This is a genomic window from Rhizobium sp. CIAT894, assembly GCF_000172795.2.
GTDB lineage: Bacteria > Pseudomonadota > Alphaproteobacteria > Rhizobiales > Rhizobiaceae > Rhizobium.
The window spans coordinates 4,191,497-4,217,865 of the sequence record NZ_CP020947.1; the positions used below are offsets into that span (position 1 = coordinate 4,191,497).

Here is a 26,369-nt window from a genome sequence, read left to right on the forward strand (position 1 = left end):
GATTGGCGAAGTGCTGTTATGCGGCTGTTTCGTTACGGACTTATATAGGGCGATTTCTGTTGGCAAAAACCATCATCGAGTTGAAGGGCGCCGATCTGACCCTTGGCAGTGCGGCCGCCTCCGTCCACGTGCTGAAGGGCATCGATCTCGATATATCAGCGGGAGAATCCGTCGGCATCGTCGGTCCCTCCGGTTCGGGCAAATCCACCCTGCTGATGGTGCTTGCCGGCCTGGAAAAGCTCGACAGCGGCGAGATCAACATCAACGACACGCCGCTCCACGCGCTGAGCGAGGACCAGGTGGCCGATTTCCGCGGCCGCAACATCGGTATCGTCTTTCAGTCCTTCCACCTGATCGCCAACATGACGGCGCTGGAAAACGTCGCCGTGCCGCTGGAGCTCGCCAATGTTCCCAACGCCTTCGAGATTGCCCATCGCGAGCTGAAATCGGTCGGCCTCGGCGAACGGCTGAACCACTATCCCGGCCAGCTTTCCGGCGGCGAACAGCAGCGCGTGGCGATCGCAAGGGCGCTCGCCCCCTCGCCCGCCCTGCTGATCGCCGATGAGCCCACCGGCAATCTCGACACCGAGACCGGCCGACAGATCGCCGACCTCTTGTTTTCCAAGCAGCTCGAACGCGGCATGACCCTGCTTCTCGTCACCCATGACGCCTCGCTTGCCAATCGCTGCTCGCGCCAGATCCGCGTCCGTTCCGGCCGCATCGAAGGCGACAGCGCCGCCCGCCGCAGCGAGGCGGCGATCGCATGAGGATCATCACACCGCGCGTCTCGCTCGCTTTTCGCCTGGCGCTGCGTGAGCTGCGCGGCGGCATCCGCGGCTTCTACATCTTCCTCGCCTGCATCGCGCTTGGCACCGGCGCCATCGCCGCCGTCAATTCCGTCTCGCAATCGATTACCGATACGATCGCCTCGCAGGGACAGGAACTGCTGGCGGGCGACGTCCGCTTCGAACTCAACAATCGTGAAGCCACGCCAGAAGAAATGGCTTTCCTCGAAGGCCTCGGCACCGTCTCGGTCTCGACCGGCCTGCGCTCGATGGCCCGCAAGCCCGACGGTTCCGATCAGGCGCTGGTCGAAGTCAAGGCGGTCGACGATGCTTACCCGCTCTACGGCAGCTTCGTGGCCGAGCCGGACTATCCGCTCGCAGCCCTGCTTTCGGGCCAAGGCGGCACCTATGGTGCGGTCGCAGCGCCGCTGCTTCTCGATCGGCTGGGGCTTGCGGTCGGCGACGAATTGCTGCTCGGCAATGTCAAGCTCAGCATTACCGGCAGCGTTAAAACCGAGCCGGATGCACTGTCGGAAGGTTTCGGCTTTGCGCCGCGTCTGCTCGTCAGCCGTCGGGCGCTCGAAGCCTCCGGGCTGATCCAGACGGGAAGCCTGGTCGAACATGCCTATAAGATCCGGCTGGAAAACAAGGACGCGATGTCGGGCATCCAGGCCCGCGCATCAAAGGAATTCCCGTCCGCCGGCTGGGCGGTCCGCACCAGCGACCGCGCGGCACCCTCGCTCACCGAAAACATCACCCGTTTCTCGCAGTTCCTGACCCTGGTCGGCCTGACCGCGCTGATCGTCGGCGGCGTCGGCGTCGCCAATGCCGTGCGCGCCTTCCTCGATGCCAAACGCACCACCATCGCCACCTTCAAATGTCTCGGTGCCCCGGCGCAGGTCGTCGTTCTGATCTATCTCTTCCAGATCGCCATCATTGCCCTTGGCGGCATTCTGATCGGTCTCGTCATCGGCGCCCTGTCGCCGATCTTCGCCGCACAGTTCCTGGCGCAATTCCTGCCGGTCTCCACAACCCCGACCCTCTATCCCGGCGCCCTGCTGCTCGCGACGCTCTTCGGCATCCTGACGACGCTCGCCTTCGCCATCCTGCCGCTCGGCCATGCCCGCGAAGTGCCGGCAACCGCACTCTTCCGCGAGCAGGGCTTCGAAGCCCGCCGCCTGCCCTCCTGGCCCTATATCCTGCTGGCCACGCTGTTCATGGCCGCTCTCGCCGGCCTCGCCATCCTCACTGCCTATGACCGCTTCATCGCCGTCGTCTTCGTCGGTGCGATCGTCTTCGCCTTCGTCGCCCTTCGCCTCGTCGCCGCGGCGATCGCCTGGCTTGCGCGCCGCAGCCCGCGCGTCAACTCGCCGGCATTGCGGCTTGCGATCGGCAATATCCACCGCCCCGGCGCACTGACGCCGTCGGTCGTGCTCTCGCTCGGCCTCGGCCTGGCATTGCTGGTGACGCTGACCCTGATCGACGGCAACCTGCGCCAGCAGCTGACCGGCCGTATGAACGAGGGGGCGCCGAACTTCTTCTTCGTCGATATCCAGAGCGCCGAGGTCGACGCCTTCCGCGATCTCGTCCAGGCACAGGCGCCGAAGGGCAAACTCGTCGAAGTGCCGATGCTGCGCGGCCGCATCGTCGCCTTCAACGGCGAGGACGTCACCAAGATGAACGTGCCGGCCGCCGGCCGCTGGGTGCTGAACGGCGATCGCGGCATCACCTATGCCGACACCCTGCCTGAGAATGCCGCTCTCACCGAAGGCAGCTGGTGGGACAAGGGTTACAGCGGCGAGCCGCTCGTCTCCTTCTCCTCGGAGGAGGCGCATGAACTCGGTCTCAAGATCGGCGACAAGGTCACCGTCAACGTACTCGGCCGCAACATCACCGCGAAAATCGCCAATCTGCGCCGCGTCCAGTGGGAATCGCTGTCGATCAATTTCGTCATGGTCTTTTCGCCGAACACCTTCCGCGGCGCCCCGCATGCGTGGCTGGCGACGCTGACCGATCCCTCCTCGACAGCGGCCGAAGATGCCGCGATCCTGAAGTCCGTCACCAACGCCTATCCGACGATCACCAGTGTCCGCGTCAAGGATGCGATCGACATCGTCAACCAACTGGTGGCGCAGCTGGCGACCGCAATCCGCGCCGCAGCCTCGGTCGCCCTCATCGCCTCGGTCCTTGTCCTTGCCGGCGCACTCGCCGCCGGCAATCGGGCGCGCACCCATGACGCGGTGGTGCTGAAGACGCTCGGCGCCACGCGCGCCATGCTGATTCGCGCCTTCAGCTACGAATATCTGATCCTGGGGCTGGCGACCGCGATCTTCGCGCTGATCGCCGGCGGCATCGCCGCCTGGTTCATCGTCGCCCGCATCATGCGCCTGCCCTCGACCTTCCTGCCCGATGTGGCGGGGCTGACACTCGTCACCGCCCTGGTCCTGACGGTCGGCATCGGCCTGATCGGCACCTGGCGCATCCTCGGGCAGAAGGCGGCACCCGTCCTGCGCGAGCTTTGACCGGATAGGGCGCCTCAAACCCTTCACCTTACGGCGATTTAACCGGCCGGGCCGTTGCAACCCTCTTGTTTGCGAAGGGTGAAAGCCTCATATTGTCGGCAGGCATGCTGGAGCTCCGCAGCGGCGCCCGGGTCGAAAACCCCGACACCGTATCTCCATCGGAGCTTGTAAGAGGAAACTATGGCTGATCTTCGTAACTATCAAAGCCGCGCTCAGACCGGCGAGATGATTGATCAAGGCCTGCGCGCATATATGCTCAAGGTCTACAACCTGATGGCGCTGGGTCTGGCGATCACCGGTGTGGCCGCATATCTGTCATTCCAATTCGCTTTCGCCAACGGCGAGCTGACCGCTTTCGGTCAGGCGATCTATCTGAGCCCGCTGAAGTGGGTGGTCATTCTGGCGCCGCTGGCTCTGGTGTTCTACCTGAGCTTCCGGATCAATAGCATGACGGTAAGCGCCGCCCAGACGACGTTCGCGATCTATGCCGCGCTTGTCGGCCTGTCGCTTTCGTCGATCTTCCTGATCTACACGGGCCAGAGCGTCGTTCAGACCTTCTTCGTCACCGCCGCCTCCTTCGGCGCGCTGTCGCTGTACGGCTACACGACCAAGCGTGACCTGTCGGCCATCGGCTCGTTCCTGATCATGGGTCTCTTCGGCCTGATCATCGCTTCGCTGGTCAACATCTTCCTGGCTTCGTCGGCCATGCAGTTCGCGATCTCGGTGCTCGGCGTTCTGATCTTCGCAGGCCTCACCGCCTACGACACGCAGCGGATCAAGGAATTGTACCTGGAAGCTGATGACGTCGCTGTAGCCGGCCGCAAGGCGATCATGGGTGCGCTGACGCTCTATCTCGACTTCATCAACCTCTTCATGTTCCTGCTGCAGTTCATGGGCAACCGTAAATAAGCAGGACAGACTAAGGGAAAAGGCGGCTTCGGCCGCCTTTTTTGTTGCGCCGGTTTCGGAGGAGTGGTTTTAGAAAAGCCTCCTCATTCCGATGGACCAGCCGCCGACATGTCCTTCCTCCTGCGTGACGCCTCGCAAGCCGACATTCCCGCCATCACCGATATCTACCGGGAATCCGTCCTGAACGGCACGTCAAGCTATGAGATCATGCCGCCATCTGAGGCCGAGATGGCGCAGCGTTTTGCGGCGATCGTCGGCCAGCACTATCCCTATATATCAGCCGTCGATGCGGACGGGACCCTGCTCGGTTATGCCTACGCCTCGGCCTTTCGCACACGCCCTGCCTATCGCTGGATGGTCGAGGATTCGATCTACCTGGCGCCTGAAGCGCGCGGGCGCGGCATCGGCAAGGCGCTGATGAGCGAGCTGATCGACAGCTGCACCGGTCTCGGTTTCCGTCAGATGGTGGCCGTCATTGGCGGCGCCAGTCCCGCCTCGATCGCGCTTCATCTCAAGGCGGGCTTCGTAGAAGTCGGCCTGATGAGGGGCGCCGGCTACAAGCACGGCCGCTGGCTGGATACGATGCCCATGCAGCGCACTCTTGGCGAGGGCATGACGACCGATCCGGATCCCTCCGCCTATCCCGGCACGCTGTTTGCAGGCTGATGCATATCATCAGGAAGTGTGCAGCGGTTCCGGGATAACGACATGCAGAAAAAACGGCTTACTTGTCGACCAGTTTCAGCGCCTTGTCGAACACCTTCAGAACCTGATTCAGCTCATGACCACGCTTCAAGATCGTGCCGTTGATATTGATCACGCAATAGGCGCCCTGCTTGGCGGCGAGCTTCGGATTCTTCTCGATGCGGAAAAGCGGCATTTCGCCGGAGCGCTTGAAGACGGAGAAGACCGCCTTGTCCTTCAGGTGATCGATGGCGTAGTCGCGCCATTCGCCGTCGCCGACCATGCGGCCGTAGATCCAGAGGATAGCGTCCAGTTCACGCCGGTGAAACGTCACCGGAAGCGGGTCCTTGCTTTGCTTGTATTCCCTGAGATCGACGACGACTGAGGAACTATGGTCGACGGAACGGCTTTCGCCGTGTCGTAAATCCGGCTGATCTGTCATCAGTCTCCCGAGGCCTCCGCTTGTGACAGGAGAGTGACAGTGTGCCCGAGCCGCCGCAAATTGCAAGAGTCCCGCCCGTCACATTCGGCCGCAAAGGACGCTGCGGCACTTTGAATCTGCGCATCGTGCAATGCACAGAGGAGCGCTGACGCTTTCTCGGCAACGCCGCATTTCAGTCAAAACAGCGCCTCATTTGCAGGGGAATTATGAATCCCGGTTTGGCGCCAGCGCGCCAAAGGGCCCGGCGGAGCGTATCGACCTTAACCCCAGCCCCGAATACGCTCAGCCGGGCCGCCCGGTACTTCATCCGCAAGCGGATGAAATCTCAGATATTTTTTCCAGCCATCACCACGGTCGCACCAAGGATCGCAGCCGGATCGCCATCTGCCGTCGCCGATTGCAGCAGAATCGCGCAGCCCTCGAGCTGCGGCCGCTGCAACACACTCGCCGGCAGCGTCAGATTGGTCGCCTTGCCGTCCCACATGCCGACGGTTTCGACATTGGTGACGCTGTGCAGATAGGAGATCTTCTTGCCGCTGTTTTCGCCCTTTTCAACGTCGATCGTCTTTTCCTTGTCGAAATAGACCATCACGACATTGGCTTTGCCCTGCCCCGCGCCGATCTTGATCTCCAGCTCATCGCCGCGCATCGACGCGCTGATCGGAACGGTCAGTCCGTTGCCTTCGCCGTTGTAGGTGTCGATCTTGCTGTTGATGCCGGTGAGATCGGCGCCGGCCAGATGGCCGCGCCCGTTGACGATCGCCTGCGGCGTGTAGACGTTGCTGCGGCCCATCGTTCTGGCATAGCCGTATTGCCGTTCGGTGTTTTCCTTGGAGCTCAGCGTATCGGCCCAACCGAGATAGTTCCAGTAATCGACATGATAGGCGAGCGCGATCACATCGCCCTGGCTCACCAGCTTGCGGAACGCCGCATCAGCAGGAGGACAGGAGGAGCAGCCCTGCGCCGTGAAGAGTTCGACGACGCCTTTCGGCGTGCCGTCTTCGGCCTGCAACGAGCCTGCGAAAACAACACCGGCGATCAGCGGAATCAAAAAACGGGGGGACATTCACCTGCACCTCTTTTTCAGCGCCGCCAGCGTGTTCGAACCGGAAGCCCTGACATATAAACGTACGAATAATCCTTCCGGGTCCAAACGAAAAGTCACGAACGGGTGAGACGCCGCACCACCGGAACCCGCGGAAAACAAATCCTCGTGAGCCCGCCCGAATACTGTCGCCGCAAAAGAAAAGCCGCCGGAAATTGCTCTCCGGCGGCCACTATCATGGGAAGCTCTTAAAAATCAGGCAGCGAGATCGCGCAGAACCGTCTGCAGGATGCCGCCATTGTTGAGGTAGACCACCTCGTCGAGCGTATCGACGCGCGACAGCAGCGGAACTTCCTTCACGGTGCCGTCGCCATAGGTGATCTTGGCGATCTTCTTCTCGCGCGGCTTGATCTTGTCGAGGCCTTCGATGGTGACGAGTTCATCGCCCTTGAGGCCGAGGCTCTGCCAGGTCGTACCCTCTTCGAAGACGAAGGGAATGATGCCCATGCCGACCAGGTTCGAGCGATGAATACGCTCGAAGGACTGGGCGACCACGGCCTTGACGCCGAGCAGGTTGGTGCCCTTGGCAGCCCAGTCACGCGACGAGCCGTTGCCATATTCGACACCGGCGAAGATGACGAGCGGCACGCCTTCGGCCTTGTACTGCATGGCGGCGTCGTAGATCGAGGTTTCTTCCTTCGACGGGTAGTGGATGGTGTAGCCACCTTCCTTGCCGTTCGGGCCGAGCATGTGGTTGCGGATGCGGATATTGGCGAAAGTGCCGCGCATCATCACTTCATGGTTGCCGCGACGCGTGCCGTACTGGTTGAAGTCGGCAACGGCGACCTCGTGACCGAGCAGATAGGCGCCAGCAGGCGATGCAGCCTTGATCGAACCGGCCGGCGAGATGTGGTCGGTTGTGATCTTGTCGCCGAACAGGCCGAGGACGCGGGCGCCCTTGATGTCGGAGACGCCGGTACCCTTCTTGCCCATGCCGACGAAGTAGGGCGGGTTCTGGACATAGGTCGAATTGTCGTCCCAGGCATAGGTCTGGCCCGGCGGGACCTGAACGGCCTGCCAGTTGACGTCACCCTTGAAGACGTCGGCATATTTGCTTTCGTACAGTTCGCGGGTGACGTATTTCTGGATGAACTCCTGCACCTCGTGCGAGGTCGGCCAGATATCCTTGAGGTAGACCGGGTTGCCGTTCTGGTCTTCACCGATCGGCTCCTTGGTCAGGTCCTTCTGCACCGTGCCGGCGAGCGCATAGGCGACGACGAGCGGCGGCGAAGCGAGATAATTCGCCTGAACATCCGGAGAAATACGGCCTTCGAAGTTACGGTTGCCCGAGAGCACGCCGGATACGATCAGGCCCTTGTCGTTGATCGTCTTCGAGATCGGCGCCGGCAGCGGGCCGGAATTGCCGATGCAGGTGGTGCAGCCGAAGCCGACAAGGTTGAAACCGAGCTTATCGAGATCGGCCTGCAGGCCCGACTTGGCGAGATATTCGCCGACGACCTGCGATCCCGGCGCCAGCGAGGTCTTGACCCACGGCTTGGTCTTCAGGCCCTTGGCAACGGCGTTGCGGGCGAGAAGCCCGGCAGCGATCAGAACCGACGGGTTGGAGGTGTTGGTGCAGGAGGTGATGGCGGCAATCGCGACATCGCCATGGCCGAGATCGAAATCCGTGCCTTCGACGGCATAGCGGTTGTTGAGCTGGCCGGGCTTCTTGTAATCGGCATCCATCGAGCCGGCGAAACCGGAAGCGATGTTTTCGAGCGCGATGCGGCCCTCCGGACGCTTCGGGCCGGCCATCGACGGCACGACGTCGCCGAGGTCGAGTTCCAGCGTGTCGGTAAAGACGAGATCGGAACCGTCGCCTTCGCGCCACATGCCCTGGGCCTTCGAATAGGCTTCGACCAGCGCGATCCGGTCATGCGTGCGGCCGGACATGGTGAGATAGTTGATGGTCTCGCCGTCGACGGGGAAGAAGCCGCAGGTGGCGCCGTATTCCGGACCCATGTTGCCGATCGTTGCACGGTCGGCGAGCGGCATGTTGTCCATGCCGGGGCCGAAGAATTCGACGAACTTGGAAACGACGCCCTTCTTGCGCAGCATCTGCACGACGGTCAGAACGAGGTCGGTCGCGGTGACGCCTTCCTTGAGCTTGCCGGTCAGCTTGAAGCCGATGACCTCGGGCAGAAGCATCGAAACCGGCTGACCGAGCATGGCCGCTTCCGCTTCGATACCGCCCACGCCCCAGCCAAGAACGCCGAGACCGTTGATCATTGTCGTGTGGCTGTCGGTGCCGACGCAAGTATCCGGATAAGCGATCGTCTCTCCGTCCTCTTCCTTGGTCCAGACGGTCTGGCCGAGATATTCGAGGTTGACCTGGTGACAGATGCCGGTGCCGGGAGGCACGACGCGGAAGTTCTTGAAGGCCTGCTGGCCCCACTTCAGGAAGCGGTAGCGTTCGCCGTTGCGCTGGTATTCCAGCTCGACGTTCTTGGCGAAAGCCTGCGGCGTGCCGAATTCGTCGACGATGACGGAGTGGTCGATGACGAGATCGACCGGAACGAGCGGGTTGATCTTCTCGGGATCGCCGCCGAGCGACACCATCGCGTCGCGCATCGCGGCAAGATCGACGACGGCGGGAACGCCGGTGAAGTCCTGCATCAGCACGCGCGCCGGGCGATAGGCGATCTCGTTTTCGACCGCACCCTTATTGTTCAGCCATTCGGCAACGGCCAGGATGTGCTCCTTGGTGACCGACTGTCCGTCTTCGAAGCGCAGCAGGTTTTCCAGCAGCACCTTCATCGAATAGGGAAGCTTCGAGACGCCGGCCAGACCGTTTGCCTCAGCCTTGGGCAGGCTGTAATAGACATAGTCTTTCCCGTTCACGGAAAGCGTGGAACGACAATTGAAACTGTCAAGAGATTTAGACACGAGAGACCCCGTTTCTGATAGCCAACACAGTCGTGCGAACGCCTATGCACTTAATGCACATCAGGATGCGGGTACGGCCATTTCCGCTGTCCGCACGTGGAACGAATGCTCCAAGTTCGGCGCAAGGATGAAATTCACGCCGACCGCTGGCGTGGTTGCGGGTCTTATAGATAATTTCCTAAAAACTTGCCATACCCGAGCACGGTCAAAATCGGAGATTTTTTGACCCTCCCGCGAGCCGAAACGAAGAAAGAGCCGACGCATGCATCTCACCGCCGAAAATCTGGCTGCAAGGCGCGGTGAGGATTTAATTTTCGCTAATATTTCCTTTCACTTGGCAGCCGGCGAGGCGCTTGTGCTGACGGGGCGAAATGGATCGGGAAAGTCGACTTTGCTGCGCGTCGTCGCCGGCCTCCTGAGGCCGGAAAAAGGCACCGTCATCTTCCATGACGAAGAGAACCCGGAGGGGCGGCATCCCGGCGAGGTCAGCCACTACCTCGGCCATCGAAATGCGATGAAGAATGAACTTACGGTTGCAGAGAATCTTGATTTCTGGCGCAGCTTTCTCGGCGAAACGGAAGGACCTGCCGCCCTCTCCCTCGAGGAGGCAGCCGAAGCCGTCGGCCTTTCGGGAATAACCCACCTTCCCTTCGGTTATCTCTCCGCCGGCCAGCAGCGCCGATTCGCCTTCGCCAAGCTGCTCGTCGCCCACCGCCCGGTGTGGATTCTCGACGAGCCGACTGCGGCACTGGATGCAAGCGCCGACCGGTTGTTTTCAGGATTGATCGAAGCGCACCTGGCAAAGGGCGGCATTGTGCTGGCAGCGACGCATCAACCGCTCAGATTGAAGAATGTGCAGGAATTGAAAATGACGGGCTTTGCCGGCGTGGATCATGGGGTATGGGGATGACGTTTCTCGGTGTGGCGACCCCCCTCTGCCCTGCCGGGCATCTCCCCCACAAGGGGGGAGATCGGCTGGAAGCGCTATCTTGCCTTAATCAACGCTCGCAAATGAGCGAAGCCGCTTGGCGCACGATCAAGATTTCGCGAAGCCTGTGCATCTTGCCGATCTCCCCCCTTGTGGGGGAGATGCCCGGCAGGGCAGAGGGGGGTGCCCCGTCCACCGCACATGCCGAGAACCATCCCGCATGACCGCCCTCTTTCTTCGCGACCTGAAACTTTCCATCCGTGCCGGCGGCGGCGCGTTGATCGGGGTGCTGTTCTTCCTGACCGTTGTCGCCGTCATCCCCTTCGGCGTCGGTCCTGACCTCAAGCTGTTGTCGCGCATCGGCCCCGCCATCGTCTGGATCGGTGCGCTGCTGGCCGCCCTTCTCGGCCTCGACCGTCTGTTCCAGGCCGAACGCGACGACGGATCGCTCGACCTGATGCTGATGCAGGAAACGCCGCTCGTCCTCACCGTGCTGGTCAAATGCCTGGCCCACTGGACGGCCACCAGCCTGCCGCTGGTCATCGCCTCGCCGCTGCTCGGCCTGTTCATGAATATGGACGAGGCGGCGATCGGCGCAACCGCACTGACGCTGCTTGTCGGATCGCCTGCCATCACCTTCATCGGCGCCGTCGGCGCAGCCGTCGCCGTCGCCCTGCCCCGCGGCGGCCTGCTGGTCTCGATCCTGGTGCTGCCGCTGACCATTCCGGTGCTGATCTTCGGCGTCAGCGCCACCTATGCCGCGGCCGAGGATCCGGCCCCCTTCCTGCCGCCTTTTCTCATCCTGACCGCGCTGACACTCTTTTTTACCGTCATCGGCCCGGCCGCCGCTGCGCTGGCGCTGCGAAACACGGCGGATTGATGGGCCATTCGATTGCGGGAAAAGCCGGATCAAGGTAAGGAAGCGGTCATGAGCCAAACGAGCCTTGCCATCAGCAAATTCAGCGATCTCGCCAACCCGACGCGGTTTCTGGCGCTGGCAGCGCGCATCATTCCCTGGATGGCCGGCATCACCGCCCTCTGTTTCGCGGCCGGCCTCTATCTGAGCTTCGCCACCGAAGGCGATTATCAGCAGGGCGAGACCGTGCGCATCATGTATATCCACGTGCCTGCGGCCTGGCTTTCGATGATGTGCTACACGATCATGAGTCTTTCGGCGATCGGCACGCTGGTCTGGCGCCATCCGCTGGCCGATGTCTCCGCCAAGGCGGCAGCCCCGCTCGGCGCCGCCTTCACGCTGCTGGCACTCGTCACCGGCTCGCTCTGGGGCAAACCGATGTGGGGCACCTGGTGGGTCTGGGATGCCAGGCTGACCTCCGTCTTCATTCTCTTCCTGATGTATCTCGGGCTGATTGCGCTCAGCCGCGCCATCGACGATCCGTCGAAGGCCGCACGCGTTTCCGCGGTGCTCATCCTCGTCGGTTTCGTCAACATCCCGATCATCAAATTCTCTGTGGAATGGTGGAATACGCTGCATCAGTCGGCAAGCGTGCTGCGCCTCGACGGCCCAGCGATCGATCCGGAATTCCTGCGCCCGCTCTTCGTCATGGCGCTCGCCTTCACCCTGCTCTTCTTCACGCTGCATATCATGGCGGTGAGGAACGAGATCTGGCGCCGCCGCATCGCCGCCCAGCGCCGCCTCGCCGCCCGCATGGCCAGCCGTGAGGAACAGACTTGACGCACGCCTTCTACGTCTATGCCTCTTATGGTTTTGCAGCCCTCGTGACGGTCGCCGTCACGCTCTGGACCTGGGCCGACGGCCGGGCGCGCCGCCGGGAACTTGCGAGCCTTGAGGCCTCGGGCATCCGCCGCCGCTCGGCGCGCACGAAGGGGGACGAATGAGCGAGGCACCGGAAACCACGACCGCCAAGCCGCGCGGGCGCGGCAGCTACGTGCTGGCGCTTCTGCCGCTGATCGTCTTCGGGGGCATTGCGGCAACCGCCGCAAAGATGCTCTACGACCAGGATTTTCACGGCAAGGACATCACCGAAATCCCTTCCGCCCTGATCGGCACCAAGGCGCCTGCGCTGAACCTTCCGCCGCTCGACGGCGCCAACCTGCCGGCGCTGACCGATGCCGCGATCAAGGGCAAGCTGACCCTGGTCAACGTCTTCGCCTCCTGGTGCGTCCCCTGCCGGGACGAACATCCTGTTTTGAAAGAGCTGGCAAAAGACGGACGGCTGAACATCGTCGCCATCAATTACAAGGACAAGAACGACAACGCCCTGCGTTTCCTCGGCGAACTCGGCAACCCCTACAAGGCGATCGGCATCGATCCGAACGGCAAGGCGGCGATCGACTGGGGCGTCTACGGCATTCCGGAAAGCTACCTCGTCGGCCCCGACGGCACCATCCTCTACAAGCGCGTCGGCCCCTTCGACGATGTCAGCCTGAAGGAAGGCCTGCTTCCGGCGATGGAAAAGGCGCTGGGCAAGCCGGCTTCGTAAACCGGGAAAGACCCCTCCCCAACCCCTCCCCACAAGGGGGAGGGACTAACTTGGCGCACCGTATTGCGCCAAGCAGCAACCTTTCTGCGGATGAAACGGTGAAGTGGAGCGCGGCGGGAGCGGCATATAAGCCCCTCCCCCTTGTGGCAGGGGAATCGCATATAGGCGGTAAGCAGTTGTTTTATTGAGGCAGATCGATTCAAAGGCTCTCTGTTGATTTGGAGGGTCGGATGGATCGATTTGCCGCCTGTTTTAAAGCTTTGCCCGACCCTCGGGGGCGCAATACGCGCCATCCGCTGATGTCGATCCTGTTCATTGCCATTGCCGCGATCGTCTGCGGCGCCGAAAGCTGTGCCGACATGGCCGACTTCGGCATCTCCAAGAAGAGGTGGCTCAAGACGATCGTGCCGCTGCCCTACGGCATTCCCAGCCATGACACGTTCTCCACCGTATTCCGCTGCCTCAATCCGGATGCCTTCGAAGCCGCCTTCCGCCGCTTTACCGAAGCCTTTGCAAAAGGCATCGAAGGCGTGGTGGCGGTCGACGGCAAAGCGGTGCGCGGCGCCTATAAGCGCGGTGCCAAGGCGACGCCGCTGCACCTCGTCAACGTCTGGGCCGCCGGTTGCGGCCTGGTCATCGGCCAACAGACCGCACCGCGCCGCAACGAGGTGCAAGGCGTGCTCAAGGCGCTTGCGCTTCTGTCGCTCGAAGGCGCCATCGTCACGGCCGATGCTCTGCATTGCCGCGCCGACACGGCCCGCGCCATCCTGGCCACCGGCGGCGACTATGCCCTGGCGCTGAAAGGCAACCAACCCGGCCTGCTGGCCCAGGCGATTGCCCGCCTTGACGATATCGAGCCGCTCGACAGCATCCAGACCGCCGCCGAGAACGACCATGATCGCATCGACAGCCGCCGCGCCAGCATCGTCGCCGTCGATGATATTGACTTTCCCGGCCTGCAAGCCATCGGCTCCGTCGAGGCCACCAGCCGCCATGCCGATGGCCGCCTGACCAGCCATGTCCGCTACTTCCTGCTCTCCACGGTCATGTCGGCCGCCGCCCTCATCGAGGTGACCCGAACCCATTGGGAGATCGAAAACAAACTGCATTGGGTGCTCGACGTCCAGTTCCGCGAGGATGCCGCCAGAAACAGAAAGGATCACGGGCCGGCAAACATCGCACTGCTGCGCAAGATCGCCCTCAACCTCATCCGATCCCACCCAGATAAGGCATCCATCCGACGCAAAATCAAAAAGGCGGGATGGGACGATCAGTTCCTTATCTCCCTTATCGCTCATATGCGATAGCCCTGCCCCTTGTGGGGAGGGGTTGGGGAGGGGTCTTTTTGACCCTAAAGCCCGCCCTGCCAGACCTTGATCGCCTCCACCGGCCAGATCAGCATCACCACGTTGAGCGTCAGGTTGTCGCGGATCACATAGCCGGTGAAAAACTCGAAGAAGATGGCGATCGCCACCGTCAGCGCCACCGGCGCCCGCGATGCGAAGAAGAAGCCGACGCACATGAAGACGGTATCCATCGCCGAATTCAGGATGCTGTCGCCGTAATAGTCGAGCGCGATCGTCGCCGTGCGGTAGCGGTCGATGATGAGAGGCGAATTTTCCAGCAGCTCCCAGCCGGATTCGATGAACAGCGCCAGCAGCAACTTTGCCGCCAGCGGCTTGCGACGCAGGACGAGATGGCCGAGCCCGTAGAACAGGAAGCCGTGGATGATATGCGACGGCGTGTACCAGTCCGACAGATGCTGCGAATTGCCGCTGGTATTGACCCCGCCTTCCCACAGCTTGACATAACCGCAGGCGCAGATCGGCACGCGGCCCATCAGATATTCGGCGACGATCTGGGTGACCATCACCGCAAGACAGGCGACAAACCAGTAGGTCTGGTGTCTCACACGATATTCGGTCTCTGCAGTACTCACTTCTCGCCGTCCGTTTCCAGGTTGACGCTGTGTTTGAGCACCAGCGGCATCTGCGCCAGCGTGAAGATGATGGTGATCGGCATCGTGCCCCAGACCTTGAAGGCGACCCAGGTATCGTCCGAAAAATTGCGCCAGACGACTTCGTTCAGCACCGCGAGGAAGAGGAAGAAGATGCCCCAGCGGATGGTGAGCTTGCGCCAGCCCTCGGCATCGAGCTGGAAGGCGGCGTTGAAGACATAGCCGAGCAGCGATCGGCCGAAGGCGAGCCCGCCGAGCAGCGTCACCCCGAAGAGCGCATTGACGATGGTCGGCTTCATCTTGATGAAGGTCTCGTTCTGCAGCCAGATCGACAGCGAGCCGAAGATGAGAACGACGATGCCGGAGACGAAGGGCATGATCGGCAGATGGCCGAGCACGATCTTCGAAACAACAAGCGAAACAACGGTCGCTGCCATGAACAGCCCGGTCGCGACGAACAGCGGCCCGCCCAGCTCGGAAAGAGCCGGAAACTTTTCCACCAGCCACTGGCCGCGCAGATTGGCAAAGAAAAAGATCAGCAGCGGCCCGAGTTCCAGCGCCAGCTTCAGCAGCGGGTGATGCCGGTCGGCCGCGGATGGAGTGATGTCGCTTTCGGTGCTCATGCCTTCTTCAAACCTGTTCTTCCTGGAAACCTGCGTGCCGGCCGTGCCTTGCGGGCTTTCGGCGGCATATCTGTGGCATCATTGCCCAAGCCCGGCAATGGCATGCGCAAAATCCTCGGCCTCGAACGGCTCCAGATCGTCGACACCCTCGCCGACGCCGATGAAATAGACCGGCAGCTTGTGCTTGGCGGAAATGGCGACGAGGATGCCGCCGCGGGCCGTGCCGTCGAGCTTTGTCATGATCAGCCCGTTGACGCCGGCAACGTTGCGGAAAATCTCGACCTGGCTCAGCGCATTCTGTCCCGTCGTGGCGTCGAGCGTCTGCAACACGGTATGCGGCGCATCGGGATCGAGCTTGCCGAGCACGCGGACGATCTTTTCGAGTTCGGCCATCAGCTCGGCCTTGTTCTGCAGGCGGCCGGCGGTATCGACGATCAGCACGTCGCATTTCCGGGCCTTCGCCTGTTCGAAGGCGTCATAGGCAAGGCCGGCGGCGTCGGCGCCGAGCTTGGTGCCGATGAATTCGGAATTGGTCCGCTCGGCCCAGATTTTCAGCTGCTCGATCGCCGCCGCGCGGAAGGTATCGCCGGCGGCCAGCATCACCTTCAGGCCGGCACCGGAAAGCTTGGCAGCCAGCTTGCCGATCGTCGTCGTCTTGCCGGTGCCGTTGACGCCGACGACGAGGATGACATGCGGCTTGTGCGAGAGGTCGAGCTGCAGCGGCTTGGCGACCGGCTTCAGCACCTTGGCGATTTCGGAGGCCATGATCCGGCTGACATCCTCGCCGGTCACATCCTTGCCGTAGCGCTCGGAAGCCAGCGTATCGGTGACACGCAGCGCCGTCTCGACGCCGAGATCGGCCTGGATCAGCAGGTCTTCGAGATCCTGCAGCGTCTCGTCGTCGAGCTTGCGCTTGGTGAAGAGTGCGGCGATCTGGCCGGTCAGCTGCGAGGAGGTGCGCGCGAGGCCATTGCGCAGGCGCTGGAACCAGCTGAGCTTCGGCTGCGGGGCAACGGGTTCGGGTTCGGCGACCTTTGGGCCGGTGGCGAAGCCTTTGGGAAGAACCGGCTCAACAGCCGGCGCCGATTCTATCGACTCCGGTGACGGCAGGGGTGTTTCGACCGAAAGCTCGCGATCCGCGGCCTCCCCCCCTACCCTGCCGGGCATCCCCCCCACAGGTGGGGGAAAACTCGTGGCGATGTCTTCTGCCACGTTGACCGATTCATCCGCAGCAGCCGGCTCACTCTCCACATCTGCGGGCGCACTCTCTAAATCTATTGATTGGCGAGCGGCATCCAACTGCTCAGTCCCCCCACCTGTGGGGGGGACGCCCGGCAGGGTAGGGGGGGTATCTTGCTCGGCTTCCGCCTCGGCCTCCAACAGCGACAACGGCACGACACCCATGTCGCCCAGATGATCGGCCGGCGGCAGCACTTCCGTTTCCGCCTCGACAGGTTCCGGCTCTACCCACGCTTCATCGACATCCGCCGCCGGCCCACCGGCCGTCTCCATTTCCTCGGGTAGAACGGGATCGTCCGCGATCGGCAGATCTTCGTCGCGCGAGCGCGGCTCCAGCTCCTTTTCCACGGCCTCGGGCACAGGCTCTTCAGCCGGCTTGCCGAAGGTGAAGACCTTTTTGATGAAACTGAGCGCCATGGGGATTCCGTGAAAGTCAGGCCGCTGCCGCGGCCGTCAATTGCATGTCGAGATGCTTGCCATTGTGGCCGGTGATCGTGACCGGCACAAGTTCGCCGGGACGAAGGCCGGGGGCTGCAGCCAGCGTGAAGTTTTCCGTATGCGCCAGGCCGTTGTTTTCGACAAGCAGCCATTGCCGGGTTCCGATCATGCCATCGAGATGGGATTGATGCAGCCTGTATCCAGTGGCGCGCAGCCTTGCGGCGCGATCCTTGACCAGCGACCGGTCGAGCTGCGGCATGCGGGCGGCCGGCGTGCCGGGACGCGGGCTGTAGGGAAAGACATGCAGATGCGCGATATCGGCCTCTTCGGCGAGCCGCACGGCATTGTCGAACATCTCTTCGGTTTCCGTGGGAAAGCCGGCGATCATGTCGGCGCCGAAGCTCATCTCGGGGCGAAGGTGGCGCGCCTCCTCAATGAAACGCAGCGCATCGGCGCGGGAGTGCCGGCGTTTCATCCGCTTCAGGATCATGTCGTCGCCATGCTGCAGCGACAGATGCAGATGCGGCATGAAACGCGGCTCGTCGGCGATGAGATCCATCAGATGGGCATCGGCCTCGATGCTGTCGATCGAGGAAAGCCTGAGGCGGCGTATTTCGGGGATTTGCTTCAACAGCGTCTTCGCCAGCAGCCCGAGGGTCGGGGTACCCGGCAGGTCGGCGCCATAGCTGGTGGCGTCGACGCCGGTCAGCACGATCTCGCAATAGCCGCTGTCGGCGAGCTTGCGGGCCTGGTCGACGACCGCCCCCATCGGCACGGAGCGGGAATTGCCGCGGCCATAGGGGATGATACAGAAGGTGCAGCGGTGGTCGCAGCCGTTCTGCACCTGGATGAAGGCGCGCACGTGCCCGTCGATATGCCTGACCATCTGCGGCGCCGTCGCCTTGACGCTCATGATATCGTTGACGCGGAGCTTCTCTTCGGCCGAAACGCCGAAATCCGGCAGGCTGCGATAGGAGGTGCTCGAAAGCTTCTCCTCGTTGCCGAGCACTGCATCGACTTCAGCCATCTCGGCAAAGGTTTGTTTTTCCGTCTGTGCCGCACAGCCGGTGACGATGATGCGGGCATGCGGATTGTCGCGCCGCGCCCGGCGGATCGCCTGGCGGGCCTGGCGCACGGCCTCGCCGGTCACCGCACAGGTGTTGACCAGGATGGCATTGTTCAGCCCGGCCTTTTCAGCCTGCGCCTTCATCACTTCGGATTCATATGTGTTGAGGCGGCAGCCGAAGGTAATGACCTCGACGCCGCTCACTGCGCCCCCGCCTCTTGGGTACCATCGCGCGACCAGAGACCTGTCGACGGATCGAGCCTGCCCGACCATTCCCATTCGGCCGGGCCGGTCATGATGACGTGGTCGTCGCGCTCGCGCCATTCGATGGAAAGCGCGGCCGGCGGCGTGGCGCTCGCCACATTGATCGTCACCTTGCGGCCGGTGCGGCCGGTGCGCGCAGCGCTGACGGCGGCCGAACAGGCAGCCGAGCCGCAGGCAAGCGTCAGTCCCGCGCCACGCTCCCAGGTGCGCGTCGTCATCGATGTCGGCGAGGTCACCTGCGCCAGCGTGATATTGGCGCGCTCGGGAAACATCGGATGGTTTTCGAGCAGCGGCCCGAATCGGGCGAGATCATAGGACATGACGTCCCGATCCACCCAGAAGATCGCATGCGGATTGCCCATCGACATCGCCGACGGCGAATGCAGCACCGGGTTGTCGATCGGCCCGATCTGCAGTTCGATGCGGCTGGTGTCGTGGAATTCTTCCGCCAGCGGGATCCTGTCCCAATCGAAGACCGGCCGGCCCATATCGACGGAGATCGTCCCGTCTTCATGCTCGACCGCATTGAGGATGCCGGCGACCGTCTGGAAGGTAAAAGCCTTCCGGCCGGTCTCGGCGGCAAGCGCCTGCACCACGCAACGCGTGCCGTTGCCGCAGGCCTGCGCCTTCGAGCCGTCGGAATTCAGGATATCGATGAAGGCATCGGTGCCGTCGGCCTTCGGATCATGGATCGCCATGATCTGGTCGAACTCGGTCTGCGGATCGGCATTGAGCGCGACCGCTGCCGCGGGCGTCACCTTGTCGGGCCGGCCGCGCATGTCGACAACCAGGATCTTGTTGCCAAGCCCGTTCATCCTCGCGAATTCGACCGTTGCGCTCATGATATCGTTCCGTCCGTCTTTCCGCTGTATATGGCGGAAACGCGAAGGAATTACCAGTGGGTGAGTGCCGGGTAAACATTGCCGCCGGCCGCTCTTTCGAGCCAGTCCGGCTTTTACCGCTTGGCGCCGTCGGGATCGAAAGACGCCGCATGCGCTTCGACGATCGCGGCGGTGATGACCTTTCTCAGCTCGTAGACCAGCGAGCGGGACCGCTTGCGGTCCAGATCCTGCGCCGCCTTGGCAAGGCTAAGGCCTTCGTTCAGGACAATATGGTGAGCCCGTGCCAGCGCCCAGCTCTCAATATCAGGATTTATCATTCGATATCTCCGCCGGATCATCCGGCATCAAGGATATTTACGAATCATTTTACAGGATACACTTAAGTAGAAAGTAGAATCACAAGTGGAATATTTTGCAACTGGCCTCTATAGCGAATTCAGGCCTCCAGCCGGAATTTTGGCTGGCGATCTTTGCGCCGAACAGGCGCCCGGACCGCGCGCCCTCTAGTCATTCCACGCATCCGCCTTGACTTTCGCGCGGCTTTCCTGTTTATCGCGCCCAATCCGCGACGAGCCGCATGACTCCGAGCCGCCGACCGGGACTTCGATATCCCGGAGGTCAACACCCGACAGCGCGATGCGCCCTCGGGTGCTTTTTGGCTTTGCGTCTTGTTTTCGTCAAGGAAAAGCACGACGTTTCCGGGCATATCGAACCCGCCAGAAACGTATCAAGGAAGAGCCGATGTTTGAAAACCTCCAGGACCGTCTTGGATCCATTCTGAATGGACTGACAGGCCGTGGCGCGCTTTCGGAAGCCGACGTTTCCGCAGCGCTGCGCGAGGTTCGCCGTGCGCTGCTGGAGGCCGACGTCGCCCTCGACGTCGTGCGTTCCTTCACCGACCGCGTGCGGGAAAAGGCCGTCGGCGCCGAGATCCTGAAGTCGATCAAGCCCGGCCAGATGGTCGTCAAGATCGTCCATGACGAACTGATCGAGATGCTGGGCGGCGAAGGTGTGGGCATCGACCTGCATGCGGCCGCCCCTCTCGTCGTCATGATGGTCGGCCTGCAGGGTTCGGGTAAGACGACGACGACGGCCAAGATCGCCCATCGCCTGTCGACGCGCGACAAGAAGAAAGTGCTGATGGCGTCGCTCGATACGCGCCGCCCGGCAGCCCAGGAGCAGCTTCGCCAGCTCGGCGCCCAGGCCAGCATCGACACGCTGCCTGTTATATCAGGTCAGTCGCCGACCGATATCGCCGCCCGCGCCGTGCAGGCGGCGAGACTTGGCGGCCATGACGTCGTCATCCTCGATACCGCCGGCCGCACCCATATCGACGAGCCCTTGATGGTCGAAATGGCCGACATCAAGAAAAAGTCGAACCCGCATGAAATCCTGCTGGTCGCCGACAGCCTCACCGGCCAGGATGCCGTCAACCTCGCCCGCAACTTCGACGAACGCGTCGGCATCACCGGTCTCGTGCTGACCCGCATGGACGGCGACGGCCGTGGCGGCGCTGCCCTTTCGATGCGCGCCGTCACCGGCAAGCCGATCAAGCTGATCGGCGTCGGCGAGAAGATGAGCGAGCTCGAGGAATTCCATCCTCGCCGCATCGCCGACCGTATTCTCGGCATGGGCGATATCGTCTCGCTCGTCGAGCGTGCGGCTGAGAACATCGACGCCGAGAAGGCGGCCGCCATGGCCGCCAAGATGGCCAAGGGCAAGTTCGACCTGAACGACCTCGCCGATCAGCTGCGCCAGATGCAGAAGATGGGCGGCATGGGCGGCATCATGGGCATGATGCCGGGCATGGCTGGGATGAAGGACAAGATGGCCGCTGCCGGCCTCGACGACAAGCTTTTCGGCCGCCAGATCGCCATCATCCAGTCGATGACCAAGGCTGAACGCGCCAATCCCGACCTGCTCAAGCACTCACGCAAGAAACGCATCGCCGCCGGCTCCGGCACCGATGCCGCTGCCATCAATAAACTTCTGAAGATGCACCGCCAGATGGCTGACATGATGAAGATGATGGGCGGCAAGGGCAAAGGCGGCATGATGAAGCAGATGATGAGCGGCCTTGCCGGCAAGATGGGGCTTGGCGGTGGTATGGGCGGCATGCCCGATCTCTCGAATATCGATCCCCGCCAGCTCGAGGCCCTGCAGAAGCAGGCGGAAGCTGCGGGGCTTGGAAAGCCGGGTGGGGGGATGCCCGGTCTCGGCGGTCTGCCGGGTAGTTTGCCGGGTCTCGGCGGCGCCAAGCTGCCGGGCCTTGGCGGTGGTTTCCCGGGATTGCCCGGATTGCCGAAGAAGAAGTGAAAGGATCGCTTGCCCCATGATTGATCCAAACGTCAAAGCCCAGCTCGCGAGCTATCGTCAGTCGATCGACAATATCGATGCTGCTCTCGTGCACATGCTGGCCGAACGCTTCCGCTGCACCAAAGAGGTCGGCGTGCTGAAGGCCAAATACAATCTGCCGCCGGCCGACCCGGCGCGCGAGGAATACCAGATCGAACGCCTTCGCCAGCTGGCGAAAGCCGCCAATCTGGATCCGGATTTCGCCGAGAAGTTCCTGAACTTCGTCATCAAGGAAGTCATCCGGCATCATGAGCAGATCGCTGCGGATCACGCTGAACAGAGCGCCGCAGCCCGATAACCCTACCGCCTCACGAAGCGGTCAAGAAAAGCCTAAGGAGTAAAGAACATGGCACTGAAAATTCGTCTCGCCCGCGGTGGCTCTAAGAAGCGCCCGTACTACCACGTCGTTCTCGCCGATGCGCGCAGCCCGCGTGACGGCCGCTTCCTCGAAAACCTCGGCTCCTGGAACCCGATGCTCGCCAAGGACGACGAGAAGCGCGTTCAGCTGAACGCCGAGCGCATCAAGCACTGGATCGAAAACGGCGCCCAGCCGACCGACCGCGTTCTGCGTTTCCTCGATGAGGCCGGCGTTGCCAAGCGCGAAGCCAAGAACAACCCTGAGAAGGCAAAGCCCGGCAAGCGCGCCCAGGAACGCGCCGCAGAAAAGGCTCAGAAGATCGCTGACGCCGCCGCTGCTGCTGCCGACGCCGCGGAATAATCGGGATAGTCCCTATCGAACGGGCGGCATGGCGACATGCCGCCCGTTTTCGTTTCCAATCCTGCGCACTTCGTTTATGAGAAACCTGTCTTTCGGCTTCACATGAAGGAACCCATGACAAAGCTTGAAAACCCCGTTCTGATGGCGACGATCGGCGGCGCGCAAGGCCTCCGGGGCGAGGTGCGCGCCAAGGCCTATACGGCCGATCCGAGCGCGCTTGGCGACTACGGCCACCTGCACAGCATGGACGGCCGCAGCTTCGAAGTGCTCGAAATCCGCGAGACGAAGAATATGGTCGTCGTCCGTTTCCGGGGTATCAACGACCGCAATGCCGCCGAGGCGCTGAACGGCCTGGAACTCTATATCGAGCGCGACAACCTGCCCGACGAGGAGCTGGAGGACGACGAGTTCTACTATGCCGATCTCGAGGGGCTCGAGGCACGCGACGACCAGGGCGTGAGCTACGGCACGGTCACCGGCGTCTTCGATTTCGGCGCCGGCGATCTCCTGGAGCTCAAAGGTCCGGGCAAGCGCCCGGTACTGATCCCATTCTCCGAAGCCTCGGTGCTGGAGATCGACCTCGAAGCCGGCACGCTGCTGATCGATCCGCTGGCGGCAGGGCTGGTCGACGATCCCGAAGAGCTTTCGAAATTCACCGCGGACAAGCCGAAAAAGAAGAAGTGATGGCCTTCCGGGCGAGCGTGCTGACACTCTATCCGGAAATGTTTCCGGGACATCTGGGCTTCTCGCTCGCCGGCAAGGCGATGGAACGAGGGCAATGGTCGCTTGACGCCGTGCAGATCCGCGATTTCGCCACCGACAAGCACCGCACCGTGGACGACACCCCGGCCGGCGGCGGCGCCGGCATGGTGCTGAAACCCGACGTTCTCGCCCGGGCGATCGACAGCACCGCTGAGAACGACACCCGCCCGCGCCTGCTGATGAGCCCGCGCGGCCGGCCGCTGACACAGGAGCGCGTGCGCGCGCTTGCTTCAGGCGACGGCGTCATCATCGTCTGCGGCCGCTTCGAGGGCGTCGACCAGCGGGTGATCGAGGCGCGCGGACTGGAGGAGGTCTCGATCGGCGACTACGTTCTGTCAGGCGGCGAGCCGGCGGCGCTGATCCTGCTCGACGCCATCATCCGCATCCTGCCCGGTGTCATGGGCAATGATCTTTCCGGCCTGCACGAGAGCTTCGAAGGCGGGCTGCTGGAACATCCCCATTACACCAGGCCGCAGGCGTGGGAAGGCCGGGAAATCCCGTCGATCCTGACCTCGGGCAATCACGGTGCCATCGAAAAATGGCGACACGAGGAGGCGGTGCGGCTGACACGGGAGCGGCGGCCGGACCTCTTCGAAAGGGCGAGAACCGAGAAAAGCGGCTGATTTTGCCCTCCCCTTCACAAAAATGTCGTGCGAGGGATGACAAGCCCCGGCCTTTCGTGTATTGGCGCACGCGGAAATGGGGTTAGCCCCGTCTGCCAGCAAACAAAGAATGGCGAACCCGCTCCCGCCCGGAAGGGCAAAGTCCCGAGGCCAGTTCCGAAGGATCAGTGTCGAGCGCTCTGGCTGTTTCAGAAGAACCAAAGGTTAAGACGATGAACATCATTCAGCAGCTTGAGGCCGAACAGGCCGCCAAGATCGAAGCCAAGCGCACCCTTCCTGAATTTTCCCCGGGCGACACCGTCCGCGTCAACGTGAAGGTCACGGAAGGCAACCGTACCCGCGTTCAGGCCTATGAAGGCGTCTGCATCGCCCGCTCCGGCGGCGGCCTGCAGGAAAACTTCACGGTCCGCAAGATCTCCTACGGCGAAGGCGTCGAGCGCGTATTCCCGGTCTACTCGCCGATGATCGAAAGCGTCGACGTTGTTCGCCGCGGTAAAGTCCGTCGCGCCAAGCTCTATTACCTCCGCGACCGTCGCGGTAAGTCTGCCCGTATCGTTGAAGACACCGGCGTGCGCGCCCGCAAGCTCAACGACGCCGAGCGCGCCGCCGTTGCCGAGGAAAAGGCACGCATCGAAGCTGAAAAGGTTGCAGCCGCCCAGGCGCTCGCCGCTGAGAAGGCCGCAGCAGAAGCTGCCGAGGCCAAGGCCGCTGCTGAAGCAGCAGCCGCTGCCGCCGCAGCGGAACCGGCAGCAGAATAAGATCTGCGCAAAATTCTATTCCTGGAAAGGCGGCCTTCGGGTCGCCTTTTCTATTTTTTGCTTCGCCAAGCAGCCCGCGGCCTTGCCTCAGGCCTATCTTCCGTGACAGTTTTCGCCGTTCAATTGAGGGAACCGTTCAATGTTGTTTCGCCGCACCGTTCTTGCTGGCTTTGCCGCCCTTGCTCTTTTGCCGCTTGCCGCATCGGCCGCCGAACTGCCGGATCTCGGCGGCAAGAGCGTCGTCGTCGTCACCGAGAATGCCTATCCGCCGCTGCAGTTCATCGATCCGAAATCCGGCAAGGCGATCGGCTGGGAATACGATGCGATGAACGAGATCGCCAAGCGGTTGAATTTCAAGGTCGAATATCAGAACACCAGCTGGGACGCGATGATCCAGGCGGTTTCCGACGGCCAGTACAACATCGGCATGACCGGCATCACCATCAAGGAAGACCGCAAGCAGAAGGTGGATTTCTCCGACCCCTATATGCGCTCGCAGCAGTTCATGCTGGTGCGCGGCGACGAGAAGCGTTTCACCGATGGAAAGTCCTTCGCCGAATTCAAGGATGGCCTGGTCGGCGCCCAGCCCGGCACCACGCCCTTCTACACCGCCGTCTATGAAGTGCTCGACGGCAACGAGCAGAACCCGCGCATCAAGCTCTTCGAAACCTTCGGCGCCACCGTCCAGGCGCTGAAGGCCGGCGACGTCGACGTGGTGCTGACCGACGGCACCGCCGGCAAGGGTTACGTCGATGCCTCGAACGGCGCCTTGAAGCTGATCGGCGAACCGCTCGGCACCGAGGATTTCGGCTTCATCTTCCCGAAGGGTTCCGATCTCGTCGTCCCCGTCAACGCCGCCATTTCGGCACTCAAGGCCGACGGTACGCTGGATGCGCTGAACAAGAAGTGGTTCCTCGACTACAAGATGGGCGAATGACACCCGGCAACTGCTGATGACCGTACGACCGTCTCCCGACAGGCACGTCAAGGACGACTATCCCTGGTGGCTGGTCGCGCTCGTCGCGATCGGCATCGTTCTTGCCGCCGTCATCGTCACAAACGATATCTACGCCCAGGTTTTCCGCACCGTGATCAACGGCGTCGGCATCACCGTCTTCGTCACGCTGGTCGCCTTCATACTCGCCACGGTGCTCGGCCTCGGCATCTGCCTGCTCGGCATGGCCGACAGCCAGGTCGCGCGGCAGATCGCGCGATTCTACATCGAGACCATCCGCGGCATCCCGATCCTCGTGCTGTTGTTCTACGTCGCCTTCGTCGGCGCCCCGGCTCTGGTCGCCGCCTATAATTTCCTGATTTCACCGCTCGTGACGTCAGGCATGGCCGAATCCATCCTGGTGCGCGATCTCTCGCTGATGTGGCGGGCAATCATCGCGCTGACGATCGGTTATTCCTCCTTCATCGCCGAAATCTTCCGGGCCGGTTTCCAGTCGGTCGATCTGGGCCAGATCGAAGCGGCCAAGGCACTCGGCCTTTCCCGCTACCGGCGCTTCCGCTCCGTCGTCTTCCCGCAGGCGATCCGGGTGATCTTCCCGCCGCTCTCCAACGATTTCGTCTCCATGGTCAAGGACAGCTCGCTCGTCTCGGTGCTCGGCGTCGCCGACATCACCCAGATGGGCAAGGTCTATGCCGCCGGCTCCTTCCGCTTCTTCGAGACCTATTCGATCGTCACCTATATCTACCTGATCCTGACGATCGGCCTGTCGCTGGCGCTGCGGCGCACGGAGAAATGGCTGAAATCACGGTGAATGATCAACAGCCGCTCCATCGCGGCCGGCCCTCTGATGATTCAAATTGAAGCCGCCGCGAAAAATCGGTATATGCAGGCAATGGAATCCAAGTTCAGATGCACAGGCGCGCATATTTTCGTGCTGCAGGACCATTATCGCCTGCCGGCGCGGTTCTTTGCCTGCGTGTCCGGCGCGCTCAACAGCCGACTTCGTTGATCGAATGACGGCCGGCGGAGCTTGATCCGCTTTT

28 protein-coding genes are annotated in these 26,369 nt (G+C 62.3%); 19 read left to right on the forward strand and 9 right to left on the reverse strand.

The annotated features are described in order from the left end of the window. The first annotated feature begins 59 nt into the window (after positions 1 to 59). The 4 genes from RHEC894_RS20610 (at position 60) to RHEC894_RS20625 (ending at position 4,882) form a co-directional block, all read left to right on the forward strand. Entirely contained in the window at positions 60 to 767 is a 708-nt protein-coding gene (locus RHEC894_RS20610) for an ABC transporter ATP-binding protein (RefSeq protein WP_085738652.1), read from the forward strand. Continuing rightward, positions 764 to 3,307, forward strand: coding sequence for an ABC transporter permease (locus RHEC894_RS20615; RefSeq protein ID WP_085738653.1), 2,544 nt, complete (start codon positions 764 to 766; stop codon positions 3,305 to 3,307). Before RHEC894_RS20610 ends, RHEC894_RS20615 begins: the two co-directional genes overlap by 4 nt. Positions 3,308 to 3,487: 180 nt before the next feature. Further along, complete coding sequence (locus tag RHEC894_RS20620; RefSeq protein ID WP_085738654.1) at positions 3,488 to 4,216, forward strand: Bax inhibitor-1/YccA family protein; 729 nt, start codon at positions 3,488 to 3,490, stop codon at positions 4,214 to 4,216. Between the two features lie 108 nt (positions 4,217 to 4,324). After that, complete coding sequence (locus RHEC894_RS20625; RefSeq protein ID WP_085738655.1) at positions 4,325 to 4,882, forward strand: GNAT family N-acetyltransferase; 558 nt, start codon at positions 4,325 to 4,327, stop codon at positions 4,880 to 4,882. Positions 4,883 to 4,940: 58 nt separating this feature from the next. Here the strand turns inward: RHEC894_RS20625 and RHEC894_RS20630 are convergent, their stop codons facing one another. The 3 genes from RHEC894_RS20630 to acnA all read right to left on the reverse strand — a co-directional run bounded on the left by RHEC894_RS20630 (position 4,941) and on the right by acnA (position 9,333). Then, positions 4,941 to 5,342, reverse strand: a complete 402-nt coding sequence (locus RHEC894_RS20630) for a DUF2794 domain-containing protein (RefSeq protein WP_085738656.1) — start codon at positions 5,340 to 5,342, stop codon at positions 4,941 to 4,943. 325 nt (positions 5,343 to 5,667) lie between these two features. Further along, positions 5,668 to 6,408, reverse strand: a complete 741-nt coding sequence (locus tag RHEC894_RS20635; protein ID WP_085738657.1) for a thioredoxin family protein — start codon at positions 6,406 to 6,408, stop codon at positions 5,668 to 5,670. Positions 6,409 to 6,642: 234 nt separating this feature from the next. Further along, the gene (gene acnA, locus RHEC894_RS20640; protein ID WP_085738658.1) at positions 6,643 to 9,333 is read right to left on the reverse strand and encodes an aconitate hydratase AcnA; all 2,691 of its coding nucleotides are present in this window, start codon (positions 9,331 to 9,333) and stop codon (positions 6,643 to 6,645) included. A gap of 262 nt (positions 9,334 to 9,595) precedes the next feature. On the opposite strand from acnA, the gene ccmA reads away from it, so the two are divergent. The 6 genes from ccmA (at position 9,596) to RHEC894_RS20675 (ending at position 14,033) form a co-directional block, all read left to right on the forward strand. Continuing rightward, positions 9,596 to 10,243, forward strand: a complete 648-nt coding sequence (gene ccmA / locus RHEC894_RS20645) for a heme ABC exporter ATP-binding protein CcmA (RefSeq protein ID WP_085738659.1) — start codon at positions 9,596 to 9,598, stop codon at positions 10,241 to 10,243. A gap of 238 nt (positions 10,244 to 10,481) precedes the next feature. After that, complete coding sequence (gene ccmB, locus RHEC894_RS20655; protein ID WP_085738660.1) at positions 10,482 to 11,141, forward strand: heme exporter protein CcmB; 660 nt, start codon at positions 10,482 to 10,484, stop codon at positions 11,139 to 11,141. 48 nt (positions 11,142 to 11,189) lie between these two features. After that, positions 11,190 to 11,957, forward strand: coding sequence for a heme ABC transporter permease (locus tag RHEC894_RS20660; protein WP_085738661.1), 768 nt, complete (start codon positions 11,190 to 11,192; stop codon positions 11,955 to 11,957). Next, positions 11,954 to 12,121 (forward strand): heme exporter protein CcmD, encoded by a 168-nt coding sequence (gene ccmD, locus RHEC894_RS20665; RefSeq protein ID WP_010065271.1) that lies wholly within the window; start codon positions 11,954 to 11,956, stop codon positions 12,119 to 12,121. The genes RHEC894_RS20660 and ccmD overlap by 4 nt, the downstream gene beginning before the upstream one ends. Next, the gene (locus RHEC894_RS20670) at positions 12,118 to 12,726 is read left to right on the forward strand and encodes a DsbE family thiol:disulfide interchange protein (RefSeq protein WP_085738662.1); all 609 of its coding nucleotides are present in this window, start codon (positions 12,118 to 12,120) and stop codon (positions 12,724 to 12,726) included. Before ccmD ends, RHEC894_RS20670 begins: the two co-directional genes overlap by 4 nt. Before the next feature lie 230 nt (positions 12,727 to 12,956). After that, the gene (locus RHEC894_RS20675) at positions 12,957 to 14,033 is read left to right on the forward strand and encodes an ISAs1 family transposase (RefSeq protein ID WP_010069694.1); all 1,077 of its coding nucleotides are present in this window, start codon (positions 12,957 to 12,959) and stop codon (positions 14,031 to 14,033) included. A 44-nt stretch (positions 14,034 to 14,077) separates the two neighbouring features. Here RHEC894_RS20675 and RHEC894_RS20680 read toward each other — a convergent pair whose 3' ends face one another. From RHEC894_RS20680 to RHEC894_RS20705, 6 genes are all read right to left on the reverse strand, one after another. Beyond that, complete coding sequence (locus tag RHEC894_RS20680; protein ID WP_085738663.1) at positions 14,078 to 14,665, reverse strand: DUF2585 domain-containing protein; 588 nt, start codon at positions 14,663 to 14,665, stop codon at positions 14,078 to 14,080. Continuing rightward, entirely contained in the window at positions 14,662 to 15,306 is a 645-nt protein-coding gene (locus tag RHEC894_RS20685) for a septation protein A (RefSeq protein ID WP_085738664.1), read from the reverse strand. The genes RHEC894_RS20680 and RHEC894_RS20685 overlap by 4 nt, the downstream gene beginning before the upstream one ends. 78 nt (positions 15,307 to 15,384) lie before the next feature. Then, a complete protein-coding gene (gene ftsY, locus RHEC894_RS20690) occupies positions 15,385 to 16,962 on the reverse strand; it encodes a signal recognition particle-docking protein FtsY (RefSeq protein ID WP_085738665.1) in 1,578 nt (525 codons plus the stop codon). A 16-nt stretch (positions 16,963 to 16,978) separates the two neighbouring features. Then, a complete protein-coding gene (mtaB, locus tag RHEC894_RS20695; protein ID WP_085738666.1) occupies positions 16,979 to 18,253 on the reverse strand; it encodes a tRNA (N(6)-L-threonylcarbamoyladenosine(37)-C(2))-methylthiotransferase MtaB in 1,275 nt (424 codons plus the stop codon). Continuing rightward, complete coding sequence (gene dapF, locus RHEC894_RS20700; protein WP_010068967.1) at positions 18,250 to 19,155, reverse strand: diaminopimelate epimerase; 906 nt, start codon at positions 19,153 to 19,155, stop codon at positions 18,250 to 18,252. The genes mtaB and dapF overlap by 4 nt, the downstream gene beginning before the upstream one ends. Before the next feature lie 113 nt (positions 19,156 to 19,268). Beyond that, positions 19,269 to 19,493 carry a hypothetical protein gene (locus RHEC894_RS20705; protein ID WP_085738667.1) on the reverse strand — a complete coding sequence of 75 codons (225 nt, stop codon included), beginning with the start codon at positions 19,491 to 19,493 and terminating at the stop codon, positions 19,269 to 19,271. A gap of 403 nt (positions 19,494 to 19,896) precedes the next feature. Between RHEC894_RS20705 and ffh the strand changes: the two genes are divergently transcribed. The 9 genes from ffh to RHEC894_RS33080 all read left to right on the forward strand — a co-directional run bounded on the left by ffh (position 19,897) and on the right by RHEC894_RS33080 (position 26,335). Beyond that, positions 19,897 to 21,471 carry a signal recognition particle protein gene (gene ffh, locus RHEC894_RS20715; protein WP_085738668.1) on the forward strand — a complete coding sequence of 525 codons (1,575 nt, stop codon included), beginning with the start codon at positions 19,897 to 19,899 and terminating at the stop codon, positions 21,469 to 21,471. A gap of 16 nt (positions 21,472 to 21,487) precedes the next feature. Then, positions 21,488 to 21,808, forward strand: coding sequence for a chorismate mutase (locus RHEC894_RS20720; protein ID WP_003543666.1), 321 nt, complete (start codon positions 21,488 to 21,490; stop codon positions 21,806 to 21,808). A 48-nt stretch (positions 21,809 to 21,856) separates the two neighbouring features. Next, positions 21,857 to 22,228, forward strand: a complete 372-nt coding sequence (gene rpsP, locus RHEC894_RS20725; protein WP_085738669.1) for a 30S ribosomal protein S16 — start codon at positions 21,857 to 21,859, stop codon at positions 22,226 to 22,228. A 114-nt stretch (positions 22,229 to 22,342) separates the two neighbouring features. Next, on the forward strand, positions 22,343 to 22,912 hold the full coding sequence (gene rimM, locus RHEC894_RS20730) for a ribosome maturation factor RimM (protein WP_085739074.1): 570 nt from the start codon (positions 22,343 to 22,345) through the stop codon (positions 22,910 to 22,912). Further along, positions 22,912 to 23,613, forward strand: coding sequence for a tRNA (guanosine(37)-N1)-methyltransferase TrmD (gene trmD / locus RHEC894_RS20735; RefSeq protein ID WP_010067100.1), 702 nt, complete (start codon positions 22,912 to 22,914; stop codon positions 23,611 to 23,613). Before rimM ends, trmD begins: the two co-directional genes overlap by 1 nt. Positions 23,614 to 23,825: 212 nt before the next feature. Next, positions 23,826 to 24,371, forward strand: coding sequence for a 50S ribosomal protein L19 (gene rplS, locus RHEC894_RS20740; RefSeq protein WP_085738670.1), 546 nt, complete (start codon positions 23,826 to 23,828; stop codon positions 24,369 to 24,371). A gap of 139 nt (positions 24,372 to 24,510) precedes the next feature. Beyond that, positions 24,511 to 25,308: a transporter substrate-binding domain-containing protein gene (locus tag RHEC894_RS20745; RefSeq protein WP_085738671.1), complete on the forward strand. Its 798-nt coding sequence runs from the start codon at positions 24,511 to 24,513 to the stop codon at positions 25,306 to 25,308. 16 nt (positions 25,309 to 25,324) lie between these two features. Then, positions 25,325 to 26,137, forward strand: coding sequence for an amino acid ABC transporter permease (locus RHEC894_RS20750; RefSeq protein WP_085738672.1), 813 nt, complete (start codon positions 25,325 to 25,327; stop codon positions 26,135 to 26,137). Continuing rightward, on the forward strand, positions 26,138 to 26,335 hold the full coding sequence (locus tag RHEC894_RS33080) for a hypothetical protein (RefSeq protein WP_010063877.1): 198 nt from the start codon (positions 26,138 to 26,140) through the stop codon (positions 26,333 to 26,335). It begins immediately after the preceding gene. The last annotated feature ends 34 nt before the right edge of the window (positions 26,336 to 26,369 follow it).